Origin of the sequence: Streptomyces kaniharaensis (assembly GCF_009569385.1) — a bacterium.
Lineage (GTDB): Bacteria > Actinomycetota > Actinomycetes > Streptomycetales > Streptomycetaceae > Kitasatospora > Kitasatospora kaniharaensis.
The window spans coordinates 756,324-779,833 of sequence record NZ_WBOF01000003.1; the positions used below are offsets into that span (position 1 = coordinate 756,324).

The window sequence follows — 23,510 nt, forward strand, 5'->3', positions numbered from 1 at the left end:
CCTCACACCTTGGCGGGGATGTAGTAGGGCCGGTTGTGGGCGGCCACGGGAGCCGATTGGTAGGTCCAGACTCCGGCGGCAAGGGAGTTGCCGAGGAGGTCGGTGAGGTGGCGGCCGACGCTGCTTGCGGGGTCGGCGACGGTGAGCCGGACCCGGGCTCGGTTGGTGTCGTCGAGGGGGTGGTACTGGTAGGGCTGGTAGACGTTCATGGGGCCGGCGAGCAGGCCGCCCAGCGGGTCGGTGCCGTAGCCGGTGATGGGGGTGTTGTTGACGGGCTCGGGGGTCAGGCCGGTCAGGTCGGCCTGGAAGGAGAACAGGGTGTGGTCCTGGCGGTCGATGCCGGTGCGGTCGACGGTGAGGCCGGCCTGCTTGCAGGTGATCGACCAGGTCCTGTGTTGCGCCGGGCCGTTGAGGGAGGGCATGGTGGTCTCGAACCAGCCGGGGTATTTGGGTTCGGCGTAGAGCTTGGTGCCGGCGTCGATGGCGAGCGGGTTGTCGCACAGGACGTGGATGCGGGCGATGCCCAGGAGTTTGGTCTGGTCGAAGCCTCGCGCGTACTGGTCGTAGCCGAGCGCGGGCAGGCGGCCGGCGGCACCGGCGGGGTGGGCGACGATGTTGACCTCGATCTCCTGGGTGATGCCGCCACCGTTCGGGTACTGGGCGAAGTAGAGCTGGTAGTTGAGCGAGACGCAGGCCCGTCCGTCGAAGTCGGCCGCGACCAGGTCGGGATGGTGTTCGGCGAGGACCTCCCGAACGGGATCCGGATCGACCAGGTAGTCAAGACCGATGTTGTGCAGCGCCCCGTAGTGGAAGGGCAGTTGGTACGGCGCGGGGACGGGCGGCAGGGGCAGCGGCTGGTCCGGGCTCATGGGCGGTCGGCTCCTTGGAGTGCGGGGTCGGCGACGCCGGCAGCGCCCCGGACGGAGACGGGGCGGCGTCGGGCGAGCAGGTCGCGGTGGATCTCGTCGCTGCTGCGCAGGGCGAGAGCGGCCATGGTCAGCGAGGGGTTGGACGTGGCGACGGTGGGCATGCTGCCGCAGCCGACGGTATAGAGGTTGGGGTGGTCCCAGCAGCGCTGCCACTGGTCGACCACGGAGGTGGCGGGCGAGTCGCCCATGACGTGGGTGCCCGCACCGTGCCCGGCACCCCGGTAGGCGTAGGGCCGGCCCTCGTACTCGAAGTAGCCCGGCCAGGCCGGTCCCGGTTCGAAGCGGGTGTGGTCCTCGGCGCCGAGCAGGGCGAAGAGCTGGTCGGAGACGCTCTTCGCGGCGGCGATGCCGCGCTTGACGTGGTCGGACAGGTCGTAGTGCAGCACCGGGCGCGGGTTGCCCAGCGCGTCACGCTGGCGGGGGTCTATGGTGACCCGGTTGGCCGGGTCGGCGTCCTGTTCCATCTCGAACTGGAACGCGAACTCCCGGCCGATCCGGTCGCCGAGAGTGCGGCGGAGCTCGGCGCCGAACAGGCCGCGGCCGTCCGGGCCGCCGCTGCGCAGGAGTTCGGCGACGCGCCCGTCCGGTGGGCCGAGCGCCCAGGTCCAGCCCCAGTTGCCGATCTCGATCCGGAACGGAGCGCGACGGGCCCTGGCCGCGCCGAAGCGGAAGCCCTCGAGGCCGGAGGTCGAGCCGGGGCCCCGGTAGGGGCCGATCCGGTGGGGCATCAGTCCCCAGGTCAGCAGGACCGGGTGGTCCATGAGGTTGCGGCCGACCTGGTCACTGCTGTTGGCGGCGCCGGAGGCGAGGAGGAGTTTGGCGTTCTCGATCGCGTGCGTGGCCAGGACGACGAGGTCGGCGTCGGCGCTGTGCGTACTGACGGCGGCGGGCGTGGCGGCGTCTTCGTGGTAGGTCTGGTACTCGACGCCCGCGGCCCGGCCGTTGCCGGCGATCCGGACGCGGGTGACCACGGCCCGGGTGACCAGGGTGACGGACGGGCCCCACCGGGCCTGGGTTCTCAGGGGCGTGTACTTGGCCTGGGACGGGCAGATCGGCACACAGCTGGCGTGGCCCTGGCACAGCCTCCCCCCGGCAGGCTGCCCGGCGCCGGGGGCGGGGTTGGGCAGGCCGTTGCGGGCGTGCGGTGTGGTGGCGACCCGTAGGCGGGTCGGGCCGTCCGTGGCCGGGTCCTGCACCGGCCTGCCGTCCAGGGCTTGCGCCATCACCCGGTCCAGGTAGCTGCGCGGGATCGCCTGCATGGGGTACCGGTAGCCGTCGGGGAACGGGAGGCCGACGGCCTCGCGCTGCTCGTCGACGTCGCCGGCCACCCCGATCTCCCGTTCGGCGGCCCGGTAGTACGGCTCCAGGTCCTGGTAGCCGATCGGCCAGTTCCGGCCGTGCCCGAAGTCCCCGGCGCGGAAGTCCTCCGGGTGCATGCGCGGAGCGAGTCCCGTCCAGGCCAGCCCGGTACCGCCGTTGGCCCGCAGGTATCCGCTGGCGTACGGCAGCGGACCGCGCTGCACGAAGTACCCGCCCGCGTCGAACCCGCCGTCGGTGTTGCCGGAGAGGTCCGTTACGTCGGGCGATGGAGCCGCACCGCTCGTCGCGTACGGGGAATTGGGGACCTTGGCCATGGCCGAACGGTAGGACTCCAGCGCATCGAGGTGCCCCTGCTGGGCGTCGGGTGCACCGTGGCCGGCCTCCAGGACCAGGACGCGCCAGCCCCGTTCACCGAGCTGTCCGGCGACCAGGGATCCGGCGAACCCGGCACCGACCACGATCACATCCCAACGCCGTGCCTCCGGCGCGCTCACCGGCGCTCCGCAGGTGCGGCGGCGTCCGCGTCGCGGGTAGCTCCGGCCGGGGGTGCGGTGGACCAACTGCCGTGCCCCTGAGCCGCCGTGCCCGGTGCGTTCCCGTGGAAGGTCCGCCACGCCAGGCCCTCGGTGTAGGCGCGCGACGAGACCACGAAGGGCTCGCCCGCCAGCCGCTGCGCCTTCGAGTCCTCCGGCACCCGCAGCCCGGGCCAGGTCCCGAGATACCACAGGTGTGCCACCGCCCGGGCCAACTCGCGCTCCGGCTCCTCGTCGAGACCCAACGGACCATCGCCGGCACCGGTCACCGCAGCCTCCAGCCGACCCAGACGCTCCGCGCCCGCCCGCTCCAGCACCACCGCCCGATAGACACCCGCCATGCCGGTCGCACGCAGCTCCTCGGCGCTGAAGCCGGTCAGCTCCGCCGAGATCGCTATGAAGTGATCAACAAGCACTGTCCGCCCCCAGTGATCGCCATGCGCATGACCTCAAATGCCGCCGTGATCATTCCTCGGTCCGGTCACGATCATGCGCACGTTCGCGAATCGGCCGGATCACACCGCCGACGCCTACCGGCGCGCGGACCGGCCCACACGCCTCGTCCGCACCACCCTGACCCCGATGCCAGGCGGTGGCGGACAGGACGGCGCAGATCTCCCGGGGCGGGAACGGAGTTCGGTGGAAGGACGCCCGCGAGTTCGTGGAAACTGAAGATTCTTCAGCGCGAACCCGAGGGTGCGGTGCCCGGATTCTGGGGGATGGCCCCGTCGGTTCCGGGTCAACTCGCGGGGTGATGGAGACGGAGACCTTTGAATCTCCTCACCCTGTGCTGAGGATGGCCCCGGAGTTGCGCGCCTTGATTCCTCAGGCGTGCAAGTGCTGATCTGCGGGTTGCCGAACTTGAGGGCTGGCTCTTGGTCAGGTGGCTGGATGGGTACGAGGGCTGGGACGGGGCGGTCTGGAGTGGGTGGAGCCTCTCCCCTGGCCGGGAATAGGTGGTGTGGGAGCGGGTTCAGGGTTCGATGGCGAGGTGTTCGATGAGGTCGTCGCGCAGCGTGAACCGATAGCGGAGATCGATGGTGCCGCCGGGGAAGTTGCCTTCGAGGTGGTGTGTGGCGATGTAGTGGGCCGTGTCGGTCTGCTGGGCGTTCGTGAGGTGGATGGTGTAGGTGAATTCGGTGGCGGATCGGTCCAGCCACCGTTCGATCGCGGCGCTGCCCTGGTAGGTGTTGCCGTCGTCGATCACTGTGGCGTCGTCGGTGAACGTCGTGACCGCGGTGGCGGTGTCGTGGACGCGGTGCGCTGTGAGGTAGCGGGTGATCACCTCGGGCAGGTCGTCCGGGGTGATGGTCCGGGGCTGGTTGTCGTGCATGACGCTCCTGATGGTGGTGGCGGGTTCAGACGGTGGGGGTGGTGCCGCCGTCGATGACGTGTTCGGCGCCGACGATGGCCGAGGCGCGGTCGGAGACGAGGAAGGCGACGAGTTCGGCGACCTCCTCGGGCCGGTTGGGACGGCCGAGCGGGATGCCTCCCAGGGAGTCCATGAGCCGGCCCAGCGCCGCTTCCTGGCTGATGCCGGCCTCGTGGGCGATCCGGGTGACGAGGTTGTCGGCGGCCGAGGTCTGGACGAAGCCGGGCGAGACGGTGTTCACGCGGACGCCGTGCGGGGCGACCTGGTTGGCCAGGCCCTTGCTGTAGGTGGTCAGGGCGGCCTTGGCGGCGGCGTAGGCCAGGGTGCCGTTCCACAGCGGCATGCGGCGCTGGATCGAGGTGACGTGCACGATCGCGCCCTTGCCTGTGGCGATCATGTGCGGGAGGAGCGCGCGGTCCAGGCGGACGGCGGCCAGCAGGTTCGTGTTCAGCTCCCTTGCCCAGTCGTCCTCGCCGAGCGCGGCGAATCCTCCTGCTGGCGCCTGGGAGCCGCCGAGGGTGTTGACCAGGATATCGACGCCTCCTATGCGGGCGTCCACCTCGGAGGCGACGTGGGCGGCGCCCTGGGCGGTGGACAGGTCGGCGGCGATGAACGTCTTCTCCTCGACGTTGTCGGGGCGGCTGCGGGCGGTGACCAGCACGGTCGCACCGGCCTCGGCGAGCCGCCGGGCGATCGCGGCTCCGGTGCCCTTGGTGCCGCCGGTGACCAGAGCGCGTCGGCCTTCGAGGGATTCGCTGATGAAGGTGGTCACATTGTGCTCCGTCCCGGGCGCGGGTATACGAGGCGCCACTCCCGTCTCTACTGCTAAAATAGAAGCTACTAACTTCGACTTTAGCAGTAACGGAGGGGATGGTCGCCGTGGCAAGCCGGATCAGGCTGGAGGACCGGGAGTGCCCGCTGTCCACGACGGTGGAACACGTCGGCGAGTGGTGGACACTGCTGATCCTCCACGACGCCTTCGACGGCTACACCCGCTTCGACCAGTTCCAGGAGAGCCTGGGCATCTCCTCCAGCATGCTCACCACCCGGCTGAAGACCCTGGTCGCGGACGGTCTGCTGGAGCGTCGGCCCTACCAGACCAGCCCTGTCCGGCACGAGTACGTCCTGACCGAACTCGGGCGCTCCCTGCGCCCGGTGATCGTCGCCCTGGCCGCGTGGGGCAACTCCCGCCTCACGCCGACGGAGCGCAGCATGATCCTCGTCGACGCGCACAGCGGCGAGGAAGTCGAGCCCGTGGTCGTCGACGCCAAAACCGGCCGCCGACTCGACGACAGCGCCGCCTACGTCTTCACCGCGGGCCCCGCAGCCAGCGACGCGATGCGCAGCCGCTACGCGGCACGGCCGGCCATTCCCGCGGAAGAGGCGAAAGTAGGCCCGGAAGATCTCGTACAGCCTTGAGCAGGGCCGCAGCACGGGCTGCACCTGAGCTGCCCCGAGTTTCGTGGAGTCCGCGATCGTATGATCAAGCGGTCTGCGGGACTTCCTCCAGGCTCGCCCAGTACGCCTGCTCGTATTCGTCGGGCGGAACGTAGCCGAGGGCGGAGTGGAGTCGTTCACCGTTGTACCACGCGACCCACTGGAAGACGGCCCGCTCGACCTCGTCGAAGTCCCGCCACGGACCCTGATGCTCGATCAGTTCGGCCTTGAACGTGCCGTTCAGGGCCTCGGCCATCGCGTTGTCGTACGAATCGGCGACGGAGCCCACGGACGCCGAGGCGCCGACCTCGACCAATCGCTCTGTGTAGCGAATGGACACGTATTGACCGGGTTCAAGGGGTCGTTGCAACACCGCTGGTTTGGAGCGAGAGTAGCTGATCGTCGAGGGCCTCCGCAGGAGTTCTCCAGCCGAGTGTTTTCCGCGGCCGGGTGTTGAGCGCGCCGGCGACGGCTTCGAGGTCGCCGGCGGTCCAGCGGGCCAGGTCCGTGCCCTTCGGGAAGTACTGCCGCAGCAGCCCGTTCGTGTTCTCGTTCGTGCCCCGCTGCCAGGGGCTGTGCGGGTCGGCGAAGTAGACGGCGATGCCTGTGTCGGCCTTCAGCTGGGCGTGCTGGGCGAGCTCCTTACCTCGATCCCAGGTCAGCGATCTGCGCAACTGCTGTGGGATATTGGCCATTTGGGCCGTGAGGGCCTTGCGCATCGCCTCGGCTCCGTAGCCGGCCAGCGCGGGGCCGTTCTTCACCCTTGGCTCGACGCCGTAGCCTTCCATCCGCGGAAGGTGGACCAGGATCGTGAACCTGGTCGTGCGCTCCACGAGCGTGCCGATGGCGGACCGGTTCGTCCCGATGATCAGATCGCCTTCCCAGTGGCCCGCGACGGCCCGGTCCTCGGCCTCGGCGGGACGCTCGCTGATCATCACGTCGGGCGTGACGTGACCGGCCGCCTTCTGGCGGGCGCGCGAGCGCGGAACCCGAAGGGCACGCCCGGTCCGCAGGCACGTGACCAGCTCACGCTCGAGCGCGCCGCGGCCCTGGACGTAGAGGGCCTGGTAGATCGCCTCGTGCGAGATCCGCATGGATTCGTCGTCCGGATAGTCGACCAGCAACCGCTTCGCTATCTGCTCCGGACTCCACGCCGTCGCCCAACGCCGGTCCTGACGGCGGGGCTTGTTCCGCCCCTTCCACTCCTGCGTCGCCGGACCCGGCACCAGCCTCCCGTCGGGAGCCTGGATCAAGCCGGCCAACCGGTCCTGCACGTACTCGCGCAGCCGCTCGTCGGCCGCGAGCTTCGCGGTCTTCGGCCGGCCTGCCGCCAGCTCGGCCTTCCACTGCGCGATCGAGGCCCGGTAGTCGAGCCGCCCGCACCTCGTGGCCGCGTTGCGCCGCAGCTCCCGAGAGATCGTCGACGGCGAGCGCCCCAGCCTGCGGGCTATCTCTCTCACGCCGGTGTCCTGGGCCCTCAGCAGGGCGATCTCCTCGCGCTCGGCGAACGACAGATACCGACCTGACAGCGGACTGAGCTGGATCGAAGGCATCCCGCCACGATCGCGGAACCACCGCGAACCGACCGGCCCGGACACGCCGCACGCCAGCGCGGCATCCTCGCTCGTGAGTCCCTCGGCGATCTTCAACCAGAACGCGCGCTCCACATCCCGACGCACCGGCGGCCGGCCCGGCGACCGCATCGCCGGACGCCCCGTCACCTTCGTCGTCCACCCCGCAGGCCGCCCCATCCGACACCTCCACAATCGAGGTGTTGCGACGACCAGTTGAATCCACCTTGTGACCCGCGGTCGCTGTGATGAATGAGGCCGGCGTCCTTCTTGATCTTCTGCCGCCACAGCGCCATCTCCAGGGCGTCCAGCGGCAGGTCCGTGCGCATGTGGGTGGCGGCCTGCCAGCCCACGATCCGGCGGGAGTACGCGTCCAGGACGAACGCCACGTAGACCCAGCCCGACCAGGTGCGGATGTAGGTCAGGTCGGCCAGCCACAGCTGGTTCGGGCGCTCGGCGGTGAACCGCCGGTTGACCAGGTCCGGCGGACGCGGCGCGGTCGGCTCGGGGACCGTGGTGCGACGCCGCTGCCCGCGGATGACGCCCTCGATCCCGAGCTCCCGCATCAGCCGCTCGACCGTGCAGCGGGCCACCGCGTGGCCGGCGCGGACCAGCGCGCGGGTGACCCGGCGGGCTCCGTAGGTGCGGCCGGAGTCCTCCCACACGGCTGTGACCAACGGAATCAGCTCTTCGTCGCGCAACCGGCGGGCGGACTTCGGCCGCGTCTTCCGCGCGAAGTACGTCGAGGGCGACAGGTCCAGCACCCGGCACACGGGATCGACCCCGAAGCCCTCTCGCAGGTGGTCGATCACCTGCTCGGCCTCGTCCGGGGACGGTCGATCTCCTGGGCAAAAAACACGCTGGCGGCCTTGAGAATCTCGTTGGCCCGCCTCAACTCGGCGTTCTCTTTACGGAGTTGCTTCAGCTCTTCCAGTTCGGAGCTGGTCAGGCGGTCGTCGCGCTCGCCGGCGTCAGCCTCGGCCTGGCGGACCCAGGACCGCAGGGCCTCCTTGTGGATGCCGAGGTCGCGGGCGACATGGGCCACCGGGCGGCCGGTCGAGCGGACCTCGCGGACGGCGCGCTCGCGGAGTTCATCGGGGTACTTGCGTGGTGCTGGCACTGCTCGTGGCTCTCCTTACGCCTGGATCGTAACCCAGGCTTCAAGGACTCCACGAAGATCAGTGCAGCTCAACCTGACCAGCCTCGCGGCACCGGCTTGTCGCCGGCGTGATACCTGCCAACCCTCCCCAGTCGTTGAGATCTTCTCGTGAAGCCCGAACACCTCGGCAAGGTGGAGGGGGTCAGGGCCCTGGACCATGGCCTCTTCGAGTTGTCGATCGACGCGGAGCCGTTCCAAAGTCGCCTCCTGGCCGCGCAGGGGCCCACGGATCCAGCGGTTACTGGCGCGACCAGTGCCCGTAGCGGTCTGGTTGTTGATCAGCAGGTGGAGGTCGGCCGTGTTCGGCCAGCGCTCGCGCCGGTATTCCAGCCAGGCCAGCAGTAGTTTCAGGGTGCGATCGTCGACGGGCCGGACACGGCCGGCGATGGTCAGGCGGCGGTTCCCGATGTCGACATCGTCGAGCATGAGAGTGGCGATCTGGGCGACCCGGGCCGCGTGCACCGCCGCGAGAGCGAGGACAAGCCTGGCGGCAGGGGTGGTGGCCGCGGCGACGGAGCGGTCGATCTTGTCGGGTGCGAGCGGTTGGAGCACGGTCGGCTCGACCCGGCCGCCGCACCGTTACCGTAGAGTCGGGACGCGCAGAAATGCCGCAGGACATGTGGGGTCAGCTTCTCGCCCCAAGCGGGCAGGTGCGCTTTGGCCGCGTCCTTGAGTCCACCTCGCAGGGCGTCGTCGCCAATCCGACGCGAGGAGCCGTCGGCGTTCTTCCGCTCAGGGAAACAGCGGGGCGCCGAGGCGGGTGTGGTCGTCGTCAAACTGGCCCCAGACGTCCTCGATGAACCACCGAAGGGTCCGGTCGGCGCCGTTGATCAGCGGCACCATGCGCTCACGCGGGCCCGATCCGCGGGTGCCCTTGCCGTGGCGGCCGTGGAGCTTGCCGAAGCGGCCCAGGTCCCACTTGATGTCGTCCAGATCGAGCCCGCATGCCTCGCTCACCCGCAGGCCGACCTGGGACAGCAGCTTCGAGGCGGTGTAGTTCCGCGCGGTAGGAGCGAACTTTCGGCACGTGGCCAGCTCACCACCCCAGCCGGCGAAGAGCGTTCCGACCTCTGGCTCACTCGGCGGGATCCGCAGCTGGGCGTCCTTCGTGCCAGGACCTGACTGGTCCAGATGCCCGACATCCCCGCGGATCGTGCCGTCAGCCAGTCCTGCCGAGGCGCGTGCGAGGACGAACCCGAATAGCGCGTCGGTCTCGAACTGCTTCAGTTCCTCCGCCGACGCGGGCGCCCAGTGCTCGCGCAGGTCCCGTACGACTGCCAGCGCCGCCAACCCAAGCCCCCTCACCTTCGGCCCGACTGTGGATCGGTCGGATGAGGAGAACGCTTCAAGAATCCCGAAGTCACGTCACAAGTCCGCAGAGCACCCGAAGGAGGAACAACCCCCTGGCCACGGGCGCAGGGACTCAGCGGGGCTCAGGTGAACTCGCGGGATGTCGCACAGCACCAGTCCTGAGCCGCTGAGCACTTCCGCCAGCGGGCAAGGTGGTTTGCTCGCCGCCGCAAGTCGGTGATCGAACGTCCGATCCCAATTGATCTTTACCAGTGGGTATCTCGGTGACCTCGGTGGACGTCACCGGAGTGACACGGATTCAGCGCGCCCTGTCTTGCTCGATCACGCCGCTGGATGCGGATCGCGAGGTCGGTCTCGGTCCGTGCCGTCGGTGGCTCCCGCCTGCCGGAGGATCTCGCATCCTCAGGCAACGAGAAATCCATCGTCGCTGGGCTGGTCGCGCCACACGGCCTGTCGGCCGCATCCGGCCAGGACTGGTTACTCTCCCGCGAGGCGCGCAACTTCACCAAGGACGGGCACACCAGTTTCGGGTGGTGGTCCTCGGCGACCGGGTGCTGCGCGCGGGAACACGTACAGGCCGATCCGGACGCGCCCGGCAACAAGTCGCAAGGCGCGGGGTCCACCGTCCTCACCACCGACGACCTTCCCGCCGAGCACCACCGACTCGCGATCGAGGCGACCAGCTCCCCGGGCCTGCCATTCAGCGTCGTCGACCCCGGACAGACTCCCGCCCAGGAGGCCAGGTTGGCAGTCGAGGGGAACCGCGTGATGTCCGCGCCGATCTCCGCCAGAACCACCTCGGCCGCCCGGGTGTTCATGCCGGGGATGGTCACCGGCAGCAGGACTCAGTCGAGGCGATCGACCTCGCCGCAGCGGCCCAGCGCTTGGCCGGCTCGGGAACTCGGTTGAACGCCATGGGCGCGGTGTACGCGGCCCACGGGCACGCACTGCTCGGCGACGAGAAGACAGCCCAGCGTGCCTTCGACCAAGCTCTCGCGCTGCTCGCCAAGCCGCCGGAGGCACCGTTCGGCCGAGGCCGGTGGCTCAACGAGCCCTACGTGAAGGCCCAGCGCGCCTCGCCCGCTCGGCCATAGCCCAGTTCCACACCGACGGTCCCGAGCACGCCGCCACAACCGCTACCTCGGCGCTGTCGATTGCGACGACGACCAGGTCGGCCCGGATCCTCACCGAGCTGGCGCACCTCGACACCCTGCTGCAAGGGTGTCGAGGCGTAGCGGAAGTCGCCCACTTCCGGCAGGCGCTCGACAGCATCCTGCTCCATGAAGTGTGATGACCAATCAGAGCCCCGTTGTCCCGAGAGAATGGACCGCCGATGGCCTCCCGCCCCTTCGTCCTGTTGAGGGTCGCGACCTCCGTCGACGGTCACATCGACGACGCCTCCCCCGAGCGCCTGCTGCTGTCCAACGCGGAGGATTTCGACCGCGTCGACCAGGTACGAGCCGAATCCGACGCCATCCTCATCGGCGGAACACCCTGCGCAGCGGCGATCCCCGTCTGCTGGTCAACAGCGACAAGCGCCGCGCCGACCGGATCGCGGCCGGCAAGCCCGACTACCCGCTCAAGGTCACCATCTCCGCCAGCGGCGATCTGGGCCGGGACCTCAAGTTCTGGCACTTCGGCGACAAGAAGGTCGTCTAGACCACTGAGCTGCCGCACCGAAGGTCCGGGAGACGCTCGACGGCCTTGCCGACGTCGTCAGCACCGGCCCCCACCGTCGACTTCGGCGCACTCGAGCGCGGCCCGTCAGCGACGAGAGTGGGCGTTGAGGCGGGCGGCCTGGCGTGTCAGGTGGTCGCGTTCGGCGAGGTTGGGGGCCTTGTGGGCCGCCTCGGCGTACAGCCGTGCTGCCGTCGCCAGGTCGCCGTCGCGTTCGTGGAGGTACGCCGCGACCGCGGTGTGGCGAGGCAGGGCGGCGTCAAGCGTCGCGAGTGCCGCCAGGCCGGCGTGCGGTCCGTCCGCCTCGCCGACGGCGACGGCGCGGTTGAGGCGGACGACCGGGCTGTCGGTGAGGCGCGTGAGCTCGTCGTACCACTCGACGATCTGCACCCAGTCGGTCTCCTCGGCGGTGGGCGCGTCGGCGTGGAGTGCCGCGATGGCGGCCTGGGCCTGGAACTCGCCCAGCCGGTCGCGGGCGAGGGCCGCCTGCAGGATCTCGACGCCCTCGGCGATCAACGCGGTGTCCCATCGGGTGCGGTCCTGTTCGGCGAGCGGCACCAGGCTGCCGTCGGGCGCGATCCGGCTGGCACGCCGGGCGTGGTGGAGGAGCATGAGGGCGAGCAGCCCTGCCACCTCGGGGTGGTCGACCTGAGCCGCGAGCTGCCGGGTGAGCCGGATGGCCTCGGCGGCGAGGTCGACGTCACCGGAGTAGCCCTCGTTGAAGACCAGGTAGAGGACGCGCAGCACGGTGGCGACGTCGCCGGGCTGGTCGAACCGCACGCCGGAGACGGTGCGCTTGGCCCGGCTGATCCGCTGTGCCATGGTCGCCTCGGGTACCAGGTAGGCCTGAGCGATCTGGCGGGTGGTCAGCCCGCCGATGGCGCGCAGGGTGAGCGCGACGGCGGATGCCGGTGTCAGTGACGGGTGGGCGCACAGGAAGTAGAGCTGGAGCGTGTCGTCCACCGCGGGCGCGGGGCCGGGTGCCGGCTCCTGGTCGACGAGGTCCTCGCGTCGGCGGCGGGCGGTGTCCGCGCGGGTGGCGTCGAGGAACTTGCGCCAGGCCGCGGTGACCAGCCAGCCCTTCGGGTCGCGCGGAGGGTCGGCGGGCCAGACGCGGATGGCCTCGACCAGCGCGTCCTGCACGGCGTCCTCGGCCGCCGCGAAGTCGGCTCCGCGGCGGACGAGGACGGCGAGTACGCTCGGCGTGAGGCTCCGGATCAGGGCCTCGTTCATCAGCGGGTCACTCCGTGATGGTGGGCGGCGCGGCCAGGAACGGGCGCACCTCCAGCCACTCGTGGATCGGCTTCCCGCCCGCCCCGGGGGCGGCCGACAGTTCCCCGGCCAGCTCGACGGCGCGGTCGTAGCTGTCGACGTCGATCACCATCCAGCCGGCGATGAGGTCCTTGGTCTCGGCGAACGGGCCGTCGGTGACCGGCGGGCGGCCCTCGCCGTCGTAGCGGACCCAAGCGCCCTCGGGGGCCAGCGCCTGACCGTCGACGAACTCGCCGGTCTTCTCGAGCCGGGCCGCGAAGTCGTACATGTACTGCATGTGCGCCGAGATCTCCTCCGGCGTCCACCGGTCCATCGGTACGTCGTTGACCGCGGCCGGGGCTCCGCGGTAGTGCTTGAGCAGCAGGTACTTGGCCATGGTGCTTCTCCTCGGTGCTGGTGCGACCCATTGTGGTCGCGTTCACCCCGGGGACGGAGCCGGTCACGGGTTCTCGACATCGCCGTCCGAATATTTTTCGGGCTTTCGTGGATGAGCCTGCCGTGCGCTGCGTGGGTGCGCCCCGCTCTCATCAAGGCCCGCCGGCCAGATCCCGACATGCGTCGGAAGAAGTTGACATGTCGGGAGTCTCCGACGCATGGTGGTGGCATGGCGGATGTCGATGTCTTCAGCGCGCTGGCCAACCCCGTGCGGCGCAAGCTGCTGGAGAGCCTCCGAGCCGGGCCACGGGCGGCCGGTGAACTGGCCGGCGACTTCGAGCTCAGCAGGCCGGCGGTCTCCGAGCATCTGGCGGTGCTCAAGAACGCCCGGCTGGTGCGCGAGGAGCCGCGCGGTCGGCATCGGTACTACCACCTGGAGCCCGCCCCGCTCGCCGAGGTCGAGGAGTGGCTCCACCCGTTTGAGCGCTATTGGCGGGCGCGGATGCGTTCGCTGCGCGAGCTTCTGGACGAGGAGGACAACCGATGACCGAGAAGTCCGTCATCACCTGTGACGAGTTCCTGCCGTACCCGCCGGCGCGGGTGTGGGAGGCGCTGACGGAACCCGAGCTGCATGCGCGGTGGTGGGCGCCGGGGGACGTCAGGGCGGTGGTGGGGCATCGGTTCACGCTGGACATGGGGCCGTGGGGGCAGCAGCCGTGCGAGGTGATCGCGGTCGAGCCGGAGCGGCTGCTGAGCTACAGCTTCGCCGAGGGATCGCTGGACACCACCGTGACGTGGCGGCTTGTGCCGGAGGGGCACGGCACGCGGCTGCTGCTGGAACACGCGGGCTTCGACCTGGACACCCCGATGGGGCGGCAGGCGCACCAGGGCATGGGGCAGGGCTGGCCGGGCGTGCTGCGGCGGATCGCACCCGCCCTGGCGGAATGAGGATCCGGCTCAGGCGCGGCCGAGGACGCGGTCCACGGTGATCTCGATGACGACGCGGTCCGGGTTCACCCGGGGCTCGCGGTAGCGCTCGGCGTAGCGGCGCTCGGCGTCGGCGACCTGCTCGGGCTCGTCGCGGACGACGGCGACGCCCTCCAGGGTCGACCAGCGGGCGCGGTCGACCTGGCAGACGGCGACGCGCATGCCCTCGGGCCCGGCGGCGGCGACGTTGCGCGCCTTGCGGCTGGTCCGGCTGGTGATCACGCGGGCGACGCCGGTCTCCGGCTGGTACGTCACGCCGACCGGCACGACGTGCGGGGAGCCGTCGGGGCGGTGGGTGGTCAGGGTGGAGATGTGGCGCTCGCGCCAGAAGGCGAGGAAGGCGTCGTCGAGGTCGCGCGGGTCGTGGGCCATGGCCGCGATCGTACGGCCCCCGGGGAAACACGAAGCCCCCGGGGGCCATGGGGGCATCAGTGACCGCGGGCGATCCAGTCCGGCAGGGCCGGGGCCTCGGCGCCGATCGTGGTCGGGTCGCCGTGGCCGGTCCGCACCACCGTCTCCGGCGGGAGGGTCAGCAGGCGGTCGCGGATCGAGTCGATGATCGTCGGGAAGTGCGAGAACGACCGGCCGGTCGCGCCCGGGCCGCCGTGGAACAGGGTGTCGCCGGTGAAGACGGTGCTGAGCTCGGGCGCGTACAGGCAGACCGCGCCCGGCGCGTGGCCGGGGGTGTGCAGGACGGTCAGTGCGGTGCCGGCCACCTCGATCCGCTGCCCGTCGGCGAGTTCGCCGTCCGGGAGGCGCTCGGGGTGGGTGAGCTTCCACAGCGGCAGGTCGTCCGGGTGCAGCAGGATCGGCGCACCGGTGCGGGCGGCGAGTGCCGGGGCCGCGTCGATGTGGTCGTTGTGCGCGTGGGTGGAGACGATCGCCAGCAGGCGGCGCCCGTCGAGCGCGGCCTCGATCGCGTCGGCGTCGTGGGCGGCGTCGATCACCACCGCCTCGGCGTCGTCGCCGACGATCCAGACGTTGTTCTCCACCTCCCAGCTGCCGCCGTCGAGTTCGAAGGTTCCGGCCGTGACGAGACGCTCCACGCGGACGCTCATACGCCTACCTCGCTTCGCTCGGCAGGCGCTTCGCGCAACGCGCACCTCTCGATGGTTCGCTCGCTCCGCTCGCTCACAGGACCACCACCGAGCGGAGCACGTCGCCCTGGTGCATGCGCGCGAACGCCTGCTCCACCGCGTCGAGTTCGATGGTCTCGGTGACGAACGCGCGCAGGTCCAGGCGGCCCTGGAGGTAGAGGTCGATCAGCATCGGGAAGTCCCGGGAGGGCAGGCAGTCGCCGTACCAGGAGGACTTCAGCGCGCCGCCGCGGCCGAACACGTCGAGCAGCGGGAGCTCCAGCGTCATCTCCGGTGTCGGCACGCCGACCAGGACGACGGTGCCTGCCAGGTCCCGGGCGTAGAAGGCCTGCCGGTATGTCTCGGGGCGGCCGACCGCCTCGACGACGACATCCGCGCCGTGGCCGCCGGTCAGCTCGCGGATCGCCTCGACCGGGTCCGTGGTACGGGAGTTGACGGTGTGGGTGGCGCCCAGCGTGCGGGCCGTCTCCAGTTTGCGGTCGTCGATGTCGACGGCGATGATCCGCGCCGCGCCCGCCAGCCGGGAGCCCAGCACCGCCGCGCCGCCCACGCCGCCGCAGCCGATCACGGCGACCGAGTCGCCCCGGCCGACGCCGCCGGTGTTGATCGCGGCGCCGATGCCCGCCATCACGCCACAGCCCAGCAGGCCCGCGACGGCCGGCTCGGCGGCCGGGTTCACCTTGGTGCACTGGCCCGCCGCGACCAGGGTCTTCTCGGCGAACGCCCCGATGCCGAGCGCCGGGGACAGCTCGGTTCCGTCCAGCAGCGTCATCTTCTGCCGGGCGTTGTGGGTGTCGAAGCAGTACTGCGGACGGCCCCGCCGACAGGCACGGCACTGGCCGCACACCGCACGCCAGTTGAGGATCACGAAGTCGCCCGGGGCGACCTCGGTGACGCCCTCGCCGACCGACTCCACGACGCCCGCGGCCTCGTGGCCGAGCAGGAACGGGAACTCGTCGTTGATGCCGCCCTCGCGGTAGTGGAGGTCGGTGTGGCAGACCCCGCAGGCCTGGATCCGCACCACGGCCTCGCCCGGGCCCGGGTCCGGCACGACGATCGTGGTCACCTCCACGGGCGCGCCCTTGGCACGCGCGATGACTGCCTTGACCTGCTGGGCCATCCTGTTCCACCTCCGTCGGCCGGGGCGGCTCCGCACCCGGCGTGACCTGCGTCAAACGACTTGCCCACGAAGCGTATCGCCCGCGCCGCCGCCGTCCCGGGGAACCACCCGGGACAGCCGGGGAAAGGCCGCGGCGATCCGGGCCACCGTGTCACCGCACATGCCGGCGGCATACCCGGACCCCGGCGCGATCCCGGCCCGGCGAAGGGGCGTGCAGGCCGCGCTGAGCGCCCGTCAGCACGCATCGAATGCCCGGAAAGCATCGCCCTTGGCCGGAAGTACCGCAGACGGGCGGACCGCGGCCCACGTACGGTCGTAGCAGAAGCGGTCCACGTGACCACGCTCAGCACACACGGCACGCCCACCGCACCCGACCCGCCCGACCGTGCGCCACCGCGCGCCACGTCCGTCCGACCGTGCGCGACCTCGCCGGCCAGAGCCGAGCCGTCCGCCGGCCTGCCCCACCCGTCCCCCCGCACCTCCCCGGTTCCACCCCCCGTCGGGCCGCCCCCGCGGCCCACCGCCCTGGAGTCTGGAGTACGGATGTCCGCAGAGAACAGTGCGACCGGTGCCGGCACCGGTACCGCCCCGCTCGTCCCGCTGCACTGCCTGCGCCACCTGGAGCCCGGCCCGCCCCGGCTCGGCGCGCTGCCCACCGGCACCCCCGTCTGGCTGGTCAGCCGCCACGCCGACGTCCGGCAGGTGCTCACCGACCCGCGCCTCGGCCGCGCCCCGCTCTACGCGCCGGACGCGCCGCCCGTCTCGCTCACGCCCAACCTCCTCGACGCCCCGCAGAGCCTCCTGAACATCGACGGCACCGAACACCAACGACTGCGCCGCACCGTGCAACGGGCGTTCACCCCGCGCGCCATCGCCCGCTGGCGGCCCTGGGTCGCCTCCGTGGTCGAGGCACTGATCGACGAACTGATCGACCAGGGCCCGCCCGCCGACATCGTCGCCGCCTACACCCGCCCGCTCCCGGTCGCGGTGATCAGCCGGCTCATGGGGCTGGACGGCCTGGACGGCAAGCGGCTGGCGCACTGGAGCGACCACGCGCTCTCCACCATCGCCCACAGCGCCGAGGCGATCGGCAACGCGATGGCCGAGTTCGCCGCCTTCGGCGCCTCCGTGATCGCCGAACGCCGCGACCGGCCCGGCGACGACCTCGTCAGCAGCCTGCTCACGGCCGCCGCCGAGGACGGCTCGATCACCGAACAGCAGCTGATCACCCTGGTCATCGGCCTCGTCGTGGCCGGGCACGAGACCACCATGACCACCCTCGGCAACGCCCTCGTCTACCTCCTCGGCGACGGCCGCGACGCCTGGCAGCGGCTCGCCTCCGACGAGGCCAGCGCCGCCGCCGCGACCGAGCAACTGCTGCGGGCCGTTCCGCTCGGGGACGCCGACCACCTGCCCGGCCTGCTGCGGCGCACCGTCGAGGACGTCGAGATCGGCGGAGTCGTCATACCGGCCGGCAGCGTGGTCGCCGCCGACACCGGCGCCGCCAACGTCGACCCGGAGGTCTTCACCGGAGACCTGCTGACCGAACTGTTCTCCCCGCTCGCCGCGCCCATGTACACCTTCGGCGCCGGGCCGCACCACTGCCTCGGCGCCTGGCTGGCCCGGATGGAGCTCGAACTCGCCCTGCACCGGCTGGCCCGGCGGCTGCCCTCGCTGCGCCTCGCCCGCCCGACCGAGCAGATCGACTGGCGGCGCGGCCTGCTGACCCGCAGCCCGAACGCCCTCCAGGTCGCCTGGTGACGGCCGGGCCGCAGGCGGGCGCCGACGCAGTGGTCGTCCGGGTCGACCGGGACCGCTGCATCGGCTCCGGGATGTGCGCCCTCAGCGCCCCCGGCTCGCTGGCCCTCGGCGCCGACGGACTCGCGGAGCCGGTGGCCGGACACGGCGCGGACGGCGAGGAGCTGACACCGGAACTGACCGAGGCCGTCGACTTCTGCCCGGTCGAGGCGCTGACCCTGTACTCGGCGCGCGGCGGGCACCGGATCGCCCCGGCGGAGTGAGCGCCCTGCGGTGCCGTCCCGACGGAGACGGCACCGCACACTCGCCCGGCCGCTGATCCGTTCGACGACCGACAGACGACCTACAGGTGACGAGCCAGGGCCTCGTGCACGCGCCGCCAGGCGTCCGCCGTGGCGGCGGCGTCGTGGTCCGCGGGACGGTCGGCGGCGAAGCCGTGGCGGGCACCCGGGTAGGTCACCAGCTCGTGGTCGACCTTGGCCTCGGTCAGCCGCCGCTCCGCCTCCCGCCACTCCTCCTGCGGAAGGATGTGGTCCAGCTCGCCGCAGAAGCCCAGCAGGTACACGCCGTTGGCGGCGATGCGTTCGGCCGTCGCCAGCGGCGCCTCCGGGCCGGCGAACGGGAAGCCGGGGTTCAGCAGCCAGCCCGGGTAGAACACGGCGGCCAGCTCGAAGCGCAGCTCGGTGGCCGCGCGCACCGCGATGTGCCCGCCCATGCTCGTTCCCAGGAACGCCACCCCGTGCCCGCTGGCCAGGCCGCGGGCCGCGGCCAGCGCCTCGGCGGCGTCGGCGACCAGTTCGTCGCGCTCCAGAGCGCGCATCAGCACCAGGCCCGCCTCCCGCTCCTCGGCGCTGTAGCCGAGTTCGGTGCGACGGGTGCTGCGCCAGTAGAAGTCCGGCGCCACGGCCACGTACCCGAGGCCCGCCAGCTCGGCGCAGATCCCCCGGATGTAGTCGTTGACCCCGTACAGCTCGGTGCAGACCACCACCGCGCCGCGCACCTCGCCCTCGGGGCGGTGCACGTACGCCTCGATCCCGCCGGGCGTGCCCAGCTCCTGCCACTGACCAGTCATCAGATCCCCCGTAGATTCGGCCGGAAAGCGTCGCAACGCATCGTAGTGCCATCGTCAAGCCGGCCGACTCCCGTTCCAGGGTGGGACTTTGGCAGTGGACTGGTGGCCGCGCGCGGTCCTACCCGATCGCCACCGCCGCGCCGGAGACGCGGATGCGGGGGTCGTCGGGGCGGAGTTCGACGCGGAGGATGCCGGGGCGGCCGAGGTCGTCACCCTGGTGGAGGGTCAGGACGGCCGGAGGCTCGGCGGCGTGCCGGTCGCGGAGGTAGGCGCCGAAGGCGGCGGCGGCCGCACCGGTGGCCGGGTCCTCGACGACACCGCCGACGGGGAAGGGGTCGCGGACGTGGAAGACGTGGGCGTTCTCCCGCCAGACGAGCTGGAGGGTGGTCAGGTCACGGGCCCTCATGTAGGCGGCGAGGCCGTCGAAGTCGTAGTCGAGGCGGGCGAGCCGGTCGCGAGTGGCGGCGGCGAGGACGAGGTGGCGGGCGCCGGCGTAGGCGAGGCGGGGCGGCAGCGCCGGGTCCAGGTCGGCGGCGGCCCAGCCGAGGAGGGCGAGCGCCTCGGCGACGTCGGCCTCGGTGACCTCCTCAACCGTCGGTTCGACACTGGTGAGGGTGGCGCGCAGCACGCCGTCGGCGTCCTTGTCCACCTCGACCGGCACCTCGCCCGCCGGGGTCGTGAAGACGTACCGCCCGGGGCCGGTGCGCTCGGCCAGGGCTACGGCGGCGGCGACGGTCGCGTGGCCGCAGAACGACACCTCGGCAAGCGGGCTGAAGTACCGGACGGTGTAGGCGCCTTCGGCCTCGCCGGGGACGAGGAAGGCGGTCTCGGAGTAGCCGACCTCGGCGGCGATGGCGAGCATCCGTTCGGCGGACAGTCCGGTGGCGTCCAGCACCACTCCGGCCGGGTTGCCGCCCTCGGGGCTGGTGGCGAAGGCGGCGTAGCGGAGGATCTCGGGCGCGGCAGGCGCGGCAGGCGTGACGTCGTTGGTCATGCCCGGACGAACACCGCGCGCCCGCCGGGTGTTCCCGCTCACCGCAGCACCGCCTCCAGCAGGTCGGACCCGAGCCGGGCGCTGCCGGCCAGGTCGAGTTCGTACAGCATGTAGCGCCCGCGCCGGCGGGTGACGAGCAGTCCGGCCTTGCGCAGCACGGCGAGATGGCGGGAGACCTCGGGGGCGGTGAGCTGCCAGGCGGCGGCGAGTTCGCCGGTGGTGTGCGGGCCGCGGGCGATGGTGCGGGCGAGGCGCAGCCGGACGGGGTGGGCGAGCGCCTCCAGCCGCTGCTGGACGAGGGCGAGCGAGACGGGTTCGGGGAGTCCTGCCTCGGCGACGGGGTACTGCACGACGGGCCGCCAGCCGGCGGCGTGCACGACGAGCAGGTGGGGGCGGCCGAAGGCGGTCGGGATGAAGGTGACTCCCCCGCTGTCGGCGGCCCGGGTGGTGTTGTCCTGGAGCTTGTCGACGACGATCCGGCGCCGCCCGTCGGTGCCCTGCTCCAGCGAGACGGACGGGGAGATGGCGGCCACCGCGTCGCCGAGGCCACGCCGCACCAGCAGGTCGGCCTTGTGCCGGGCGTCGGCGGCGAGGTCGGGCAGGACACGCTGCCAGGCGTCGGCGAAGAACGCGGCCTGGCAGTCCTCCAGCATCCGCCGCACCAGGGCGCGGACGGCGGGCGGGTCGGCGAGCAGCCGGTCGGCGAAGGCGGCCTGGCGGGGGCCGCGGGCGAGGGCGAGTTCGCGGGCCCGTTCGTTGGCGGCCGGGTCGGTGAGCGGGGAGGCCATCCGGTGGGTGAGACGGGAGGAGCCGCAGGTGGTGATGAGGGCCGCGGCGACGAAGAGCTCGTCGTCGATCCGGTCGACGGCGTCGAGCTCCTCGGCGAGGGTGGCGCCGGGCAGGCCGGGGACGAGAAAGTCGGCGCGGGAGGAGCGCCAGAGGAAGTCGGCCTCCAGGAGCCGTTCGGACAGCTCGGGCGGGATGGCCGCGGTCGTACTGGACGCCCAGCCGTGCAGCGCGGGGTGGTGCCCCGGCTCGGCGAGGACGTGCAGCATCGCGTTGAGCTCGGCGAGCGGGGACGGCGTGAAGACGAGCCGTTCGTCGGGGAGGCCGGTGATGTCGATGGTCAAACTCACGCGGTCGATCCTGCCACCAGCGGTGACGGGCCCCGTCGTCGATTGACGGGAACCGTCAATCGACGTGCCCGGGCGGCCTGCGCGGGCGGACGGTGTCGGCCATGAGTCTGATTCAGGAGAAGGCCGTCCACGACCACGCGGCCGCCCGGGCCGGTGAGCCGCCCGCCCTGCCGATCGGCGGGGGCACCTCCCAGCCGCCAAGGCTGGGGGAGAGCCGCCGCGGGCCGTCCGCCCTGGTGACCCTGCTGACCGCCGCCGGCGGGCCGCGGTACGCCGGCGCGCTGCTGGTGGACGCGGTGGGCACCGGCCTGCTGAGGCCGTTCCTGCTGCTGTACGGGATCGGCGTGCTGCACCTGAGCGCGGGCGCGGCGGGGCTGGCGATGTCGGCGGGGATGGTCGCGGGCCTGCTGGTGGTACCGCTGACCGGCCGCTGGATCGACCGGGGCGGGCGGACCCTCCCAGCCGCGGCGACCCTGGCGGTGCGAGCGGCGGGCGCGCTGACGCTGCTGGTGGCGGGCGGTCTGGCCGGGTTCACGGTGGCGGCGGTGCTGATCGGGGTGGGCAGCCAGTCCTGGCCGGCCACGCACGCGGCGGTGGTGAGCACGCTGACCGAGGGCCGGCTGCGGGACGCGGCACTGGCCGCCGGGCGGTCGCTGCGCAACGCGGGTCTGGGCGCGGGCGCGCTGCTGGCCACGCTGGTGGTGAGCGGCGGGGCCGGTGCGATCCGGGTGCTCGCCGGGGTGACGGGGGTGGCCTGCCTCGGTGCCGCCGTCCTGGTCCACTCGCTGCGGGTGACCGCGCCGCGGGCGTCCGCGAGCCGTACGGAGGCCGGGCCGCACACCCCGATGCGGCGGATCTCCCTGCTCGGCGTCGCCAACCTGCCGTACGCCTTCTGCTTCGACGTGCTGGAGGTGGCGCTGCCCGCGCTGCTGGTGCTGCGTCTGCAGGCGTCCCCGGCGTGGTCGTCGGGGGTGTTCGTGGGCAACACGGTGTTGGTGATCACGCTTCAGCTGGCCCTGGTGCTGCGGTTGACGAACCGTCCCCGGCGCGTGGTGATGGCAGCCGCCGGCGTGGTGCTGGCGCTGTCGTACCTGGGGTTCTGGGCCGCCGGCTCGCTGGGCGGCGCCCCGGGCGCGGCGGGGATCGCGGTGGTCTCGGTGCTGTTCACGCTCGGCGAGATCCTCTACACCGGCTCGGGCACGGCCCTGGTCACGGCCGCCGCGCCGCCCCAGCTGCTGGGACGGGCGCTGGCCCGGTGGGAGCTGTCGATGGGTGTGGGCCGGGCGGCGGCGCCGGCGGTGCTGACGGCGCTGTTGGCGGCCGGGCCGGGGGTGCTGTGGCCGACGCTCGCGGTCGCCACGCTGCTGGGGGCGCTCGCGGTGCTGCGGAATGGCCCGGCGGAGTGACGCCCGCACCGATGGGATGATCATCCGCATGGCACTCCACCCGTTCCAGCAACGGCTCCACGACCTGGTCCTCGCCGCCGAGGTGACGGCCCCGCCGAAGCCGTGGCAGCCCGTCGGCCGGGGCCTGATCCCGGTCGGCGGACTGCAGGGCATCGGCTTCGCCACCGACCCTGCCACCGGCAACGACCTGGTGCTGGTGGTGTCCGTCACCGGGCACGGCCTCTTCGACGCCGTCACCGGCGAGAAGCTGGAGCGCGACTACGACCCCGAGGAGGACCCGGACGGCCCGGACCTCTCCTGCCCCGGCCTCGGCCCGGTCTCGGACGTCCGGATCCCCGTGGCCGGGACGTGGGGCGGCGGCCTGCACAACCGCGGCGGCGGCTGGAACGTCGAGGTCGCTTCTCCGGAGTGGCCGAACCACCGGGTCCTGCTCTCCAACGGCCCCTGGGAGGCCGGACACGGAAAGGGCTGGTGGTACGTCTTCAACTCGGTGGGGTCCACCTTCCGCGCCGCCGGCTTCTCCCCGTCCGGCCGAACCCTGGCAGTGGCCACCAGCAGCGACCTCACGCTCTGGCGCCGCTGACCCTTCTGGCCACTGGCCTCTTCGCCACTGGCCCTTCTCGACGCTGACCCTTCTCCGGATGCGGGCGGGCCGCCCAGCGCCGATCCTGGGCGCGATGCCTGCCCTGCCCCGAGGAAGGACCCGTCACCCATGAGCGGACGAAGTGAGCGCGTCGTCGAGAGGTACCCGTTGCGCGAAGCGCTCGGAGAGAGAGAAGGGATGGTCCTCTAATGAGCGCCCTCGACTTCGAGGTGATCGACAGCCCGGACAGCTCCCTCAACAAGACCTCCGTCCTGGTGACCGGCCCGAACGACGCCCTCCTCGTGGACGCCGGCTTCACCCGCTCCGACGGCCGCCGGCTGGCCGAGCGGATCCGGGCCACCGGCAAGCGGCTGACCACGGTGTTCGTCAGCCACGGCGAC

The 23,510-nt window shown here is 71.9% G+C and carries 29 protein-coding genes and 1 pseudogene; 10 read left to right on the plus strand and 20 right to left on the minus strand.

Annotation, left to right across the window (positions count from 1 at the left end; translation table 11 throughout):
- Window positions 1–2 precede the first annotated feature (2 nt).
- From F7Q99_RS34590 to F7Q99_RS34610, 5 genes are all read right to left on the minus strand, one after another.
- Entirely contained in the window at window positions 3–869 is an 867-nt protein-coding gene (locus F7Q99_RS34590) for a hypothetical protein (RefSeq protein ID WP_153469243.1), read from the minus strand.
- A complete protein-coding gene (locus tag F7Q99_RS34595; protein ID WP_326847473.1) occupies window positions 866–2,743 on the minus strand; it encodes a GMC family oxidoreductase in 1,878 nt (625 codons plus the stop codon). The genes F7Q99_RS34590 and F7Q99_RS34595 overlap by 4 nt, the downstream gene beginning before the upstream one ends.
- A complete protein-coding gene (locus F7Q99_RS34600) occupies window positions 2,740–3,198 on the minus strand; it encodes a hypothetical protein (RefSeq protein WP_326847474.1) in 459 nt (152 codons plus the stop codon). Before F7Q99_RS34600 ends, F7Q99_RS34595 begins: the two co-directional genes overlap by 4 nt.
- A gap of 557 nt (window positions 3,199–3,755) precedes the next feature.
- The gene (locus F7Q99_RS34605; protein ID WP_153469249.1) at window positions 3,756–4,115 is read right to left on the minus strand and encodes a nuclear transport factor 2 family protein; all 360 of its coding nucleotides are present in this window, start codon (window positions 4,113–4,115) and stop codon (window positions 3,756–3,758) included.
- A 25-nt stretch (window positions 4,116–4,140) separates the two neighbouring features.
- Window positions 4,141–4,926, minus strand: a complete 786-nt coding sequence (locus F7Q99_RS34610) for an SDR family oxidoreductase (RefSeq protein ID WP_326847475.1) — start codon at window positions 4,924–4,926, stop codon at window positions 4,141–4,143.
- A gap of 98 nt (window positions 4,927–5,024) precedes the next feature.
- Between F7Q99_RS34610 and F7Q99_RS34615 the strand changes: the two genes are divergently transcribed.
- Window positions 5,025–5,573 carry a winged helix-turn-helix transcriptional regulator gene (locus tag F7Q99_RS34615; RefSeq protein WP_153469252.1) on the plus strand — a complete coding sequence of 183 codons (549 nt, stop codon included), beginning with the start codon at window positions 5,025–5,027 and terminating at the stop codon, window positions 5,571–5,573.
- Window positions 5,574–5,637: 64 nt separating this feature from the next.
- Here the strand turns inward: F7Q99_RS34615 and F7Q99_RS34620 are convergent, their stop codons facing one another.
- The 7 genes from F7Q99_RS34620 to F7Q99_RS42120 form a co-directional block, all read right to left on the minus strand.
- The gene (locus tag F7Q99_RS34620; RefSeq protein ID WP_153469255.1) at window positions 5,638–5,907 is read right to left on the minus strand and encodes an integrase core domain-containing protein; all 270 of its coding nucleotides are present in this window, start codon (window positions 5,905–5,907) and stop codon (window positions 5,638–5,640) included.
- 37 nt (window positions 5,908–5,944) lie between these two features.
- Window positions 5,945–7,342: an IS30 family transposase gene (locus tag F7Q99_RS34625; protein ID WP_153469258.1), complete on the minus strand. Its 1,398-nt coding sequence runs from the start codon at window positions 7,340–7,342 to the stop codon at window positions 5,945–5,947.
- The gene (locus tag F7Q99_RS34630; RefSeq protein WP_153469261.1) at window positions 7,309–7,974 is read right to left on the minus strand and encodes an IS3 family transposase; all 666 of its coding nucleotides are present in this window, start codon (window positions 7,972–7,974) and stop codon (window positions 7,309–7,311) included. Before F7Q99_RS34630 ends, F7Q99_RS34625 begins: the two co-directional genes overlap by 34 nt.
- Window positions 7,971–8,282 carry a transposase gene (locus F7Q99_RS34635; RefSeq protein ID WP_030060918.1) on the minus strand — a complete coding sequence of 104 codons (312 nt, stop codon included), beginning with the start codon at window positions 8,280–8,282 and terminating at the stop codon, window positions 7,971–7,973. The genes F7Q99_RS34630 and F7Q99_RS34635 overlap by 4 nt, the downstream gene beginning before the upstream one ends.
- Before the next feature lie 15 nt (window positions 8,283–8,297).
- Window positions 8,298–8,873, minus strand: a complete 576-nt coding sequence (locus F7Q99_RS34640; RefSeq protein ID WP_195911382.1) for a hypothetical protein — start codon at window positions 8,871–8,873, stop codon at window positions 8,298–8,300.
- Between the two features lie 180 nt (window positions 8,874–9,053).
- Window positions 9,054–9,611, minus strand: coding sequence for a site-specific integrase (locus F7Q99_RS34645; protein ID WP_230211150.1), 558 nt, complete (start codon window positions 9,609–9,611; stop codon window positions 9,054–9,056).
- Between the two features lie 266 nt (window positions 9,612–9,877).
- A complete protein-coding gene (locus tag F7Q99_RS42120) occupies window positions 9,878–10,450 on the minus strand; it encodes an IS110 family transposase (RefSeq protein ID WP_230211151.1) in 573 nt (190 codons plus the stop codon).
- A gap of 87 nt (window positions 10,451–10,537) precedes the next feature.
- Here F7Q99_RS42120 and F7Q99_RS34655 point away from each other — a divergent pair, with 87 nt between their 5' ends.
- Window positions 10,538–10,726 (plus strand): hypothetical protein, encoded by a 189-nt coding sequence (locus F7Q99_RS34655; RefSeq protein ID WP_153469264.1) that lies wholly within the window; start codon window positions 10,538–10,540, stop codon window positions 10,724–10,726.
- Window positions 10,727–10,965: 239 nt separating this feature from the next.
- Window positions 10,966–11,288, plus strand: a pseudogene (locus tag F7Q99_RS34660) (RibD family protein); the annotation flags it as partial.
- A 108-nt stretch (window positions 11,289–11,396) separates the two neighbouring features.
- Here the strand turns inward: F7Q99_RS34660 and F7Q99_RS34665 are convergent.
- Window positions 11,397–12,542 carry an RNA polymerase sigma factor gene (locus F7Q99_RS34665; RefSeq protein ID WP_153469267.1) on the minus strand — a complete coding sequence of 382 codons (1,146 nt, stop codon included), beginning with the start codon at window positions 12,540–12,542 and terminating at the stop codon, window positions 11,397–11,399.
- A gap of 7 nt (window positions 12,543–12,549) precedes the next feature.
- On the minus strand, window positions 12,550–12,957 hold the full coding sequence (locus F7Q99_RS34670) for a YciI family protein (RefSeq protein ID WP_153469270.1): 408 nt from the start codon (window positions 12,955–12,957) through the stop codon (window positions 12,550–12,552).
- A 228-nt stretch (window positions 12,958–13,185) separates the two neighbouring features.
- On the opposite strand from F7Q99_RS34670, the gene F7Q99_RS34675 reads away from it, so the two are divergent.
- Window positions 13,186–13,503: a metalloregulator ArsR/SmtB family transcription factor gene (locus tag F7Q99_RS34675; RefSeq protein WP_153469273.1), complete on the plus strand. Its 318-nt coding sequence runs from the start codon at window positions 13,186–13,188 to the stop codon at window positions 13,501–13,503.
- Entirely contained in the window at window positions 13,500–13,904 is a 405-nt protein-coding gene (locus tag F7Q99_RS34680; RefSeq protein ID WP_153469276.1) for an SRPBCC family protein, read from the plus strand. Before F7Q99_RS34675 ends, F7Q99_RS34680 begins: the two co-directional genes overlap by 4 nt.
- Before the next feature lie 9 nt (window positions 13,905–13,913).
- Here the strand turns inward: F7Q99_RS34680 and F7Q99_RS34685 are convergent, their stop codons facing one another.
- From F7Q99_RS34685 to F7Q99_RS34695, 3 genes are all read right to left on the minus strand, one after another.
- Window positions 13,914–14,315 carry a pyridoxamine 5'-phosphate oxidase family protein gene (locus F7Q99_RS34685; protein WP_153469279.1) on the minus strand — a complete coding sequence of 134 codons (402 nt, stop codon included), beginning with the start codon at window positions 14,313–14,315 and terminating at the stop codon, window positions 13,914–13,916.
- Window positions 14,316–14,371: 56 nt separating this feature from the next.
- Complete coding sequence (locus F7Q99_RS34690) at window positions 14,372–15,001, minus strand: MBL fold metallo-hydrolase (protein WP_153469282.1); 630 nt, start codon at window positions 14,999–15,001, stop codon at window positions 14,372–14,374.
- Window positions 15,002–15,074: 73 nt separating this feature from the next.
- Window positions 15,075–16,160, minus strand: coding sequence for an S-(hydroxymethyl)mycothiol dehydrogenase (locus tag F7Q99_RS34695; protein WP_153469285.1), 1,086 nt, complete (start codon window positions 16,158–16,160; stop codon window positions 15,075–15,077).
- A 543-nt stretch (window positions 16,161–16,703) separates the two neighbouring features.
- On the opposite strand from F7Q99_RS34695, the gene F7Q99_RS34700 reads away from it, so the two are divergent.
- Together F7Q99_RS34700 and F7Q99_RS34705 are read left to right on the plus strand one after the other, a co-directional pair.
- Window positions 16,704–17,921 (plus strand): cytochrome P450, encoded by a 1,218-nt coding sequence (locus F7Q99_RS34700; RefSeq protein WP_153469288.1) that lies wholly within the window; start codon window positions 16,704–16,706, stop codon window positions 17,919–17,921.
- A complete protein-coding gene (locus F7Q99_RS34705; protein ID WP_153469291.1) occupies window positions 17,918–18,181 on the plus strand; it encodes a ferredoxin in 264 nt (87 codons plus the stop codon). The genes F7Q99_RS34700 and F7Q99_RS34705 overlap by 4 nt, the downstream gene beginning before the upstream one ends.
- Before the next feature lie 80 nt (window positions 18,182–18,261).
- Here F7Q99_RS34705 and F7Q99_RS34710 read toward each other — a convergent pair whose 3' ends face one another.
- From F7Q99_RS34710 to F7Q99_RS34720, 3 genes are all read right to left on the minus strand, one after another.
- Complete coding sequence (locus F7Q99_RS34710) at window positions 18,262–18,990, minus strand: dienelactone hydrolase family protein (RefSeq protein WP_153469294.1); 729 nt, start codon at window positions 18,988–18,990, stop codon at window positions 18,262–18,264.
- Window positions 18,991–19,108: 118 nt separating this feature from the next.
- Window positions 19,109–19,984, minus strand: a complete 876-nt coding sequence (locus F7Q99_RS34715; RefSeq protein ID WP_153469297.1) for a PhzF family phenazine biosynthesis protein — start codon at window positions 19,982–19,984, stop codon at window positions 19,109–19,111.
- 38 nt (window positions 19,985–20,022) lie between these two features.
- On the minus strand, window positions 20,023–21,120 hold the full coding sequence (locus F7Q99_RS34720) for a DUF5937 family protein (protein ID WP_326847476.1): 1,098 nt from the start codon (window positions 21,118–21,120) through the stop codon (window positions 20,023–20,025).
- Between the two features lie 101 nt (window positions 21,121–21,221).
- On the opposite strand from F7Q99_RS34720, the gene F7Q99_RS34725 reads away from it, so the two are divergent.
- From F7Q99_RS34725 to F7Q99_RS34735, 3 genes are all read left to right on the plus strand, one after another.
- Entirely contained in the window at window positions 21,222–22,526 is a 1,305-nt protein-coding gene (locus F7Q99_RS34725) for an MFS transporter (protein WP_195911370.1), read from the plus strand.
- 28 nt (window positions 22,527–22,554) lie between these two features.
- Complete coding sequence (locus tag F7Q99_RS34730; RefSeq protein WP_153469300.1) at window positions 22,555–23,109, plus strand: hypothetical protein; 555 nt, start codon at window positions 22,555–22,557, stop codon at window positions 23,107–23,109.
- Window positions 23,110–23,318: 209 nt separating this feature from the next.
- Window positions 23,319–23,510: MBL fold metallo-hydrolase (locus F7Q99_RS34735; protein ID WP_153469303.1), on the plus strand; the 192-nt coding region annotated here is incomplete at its 3' end.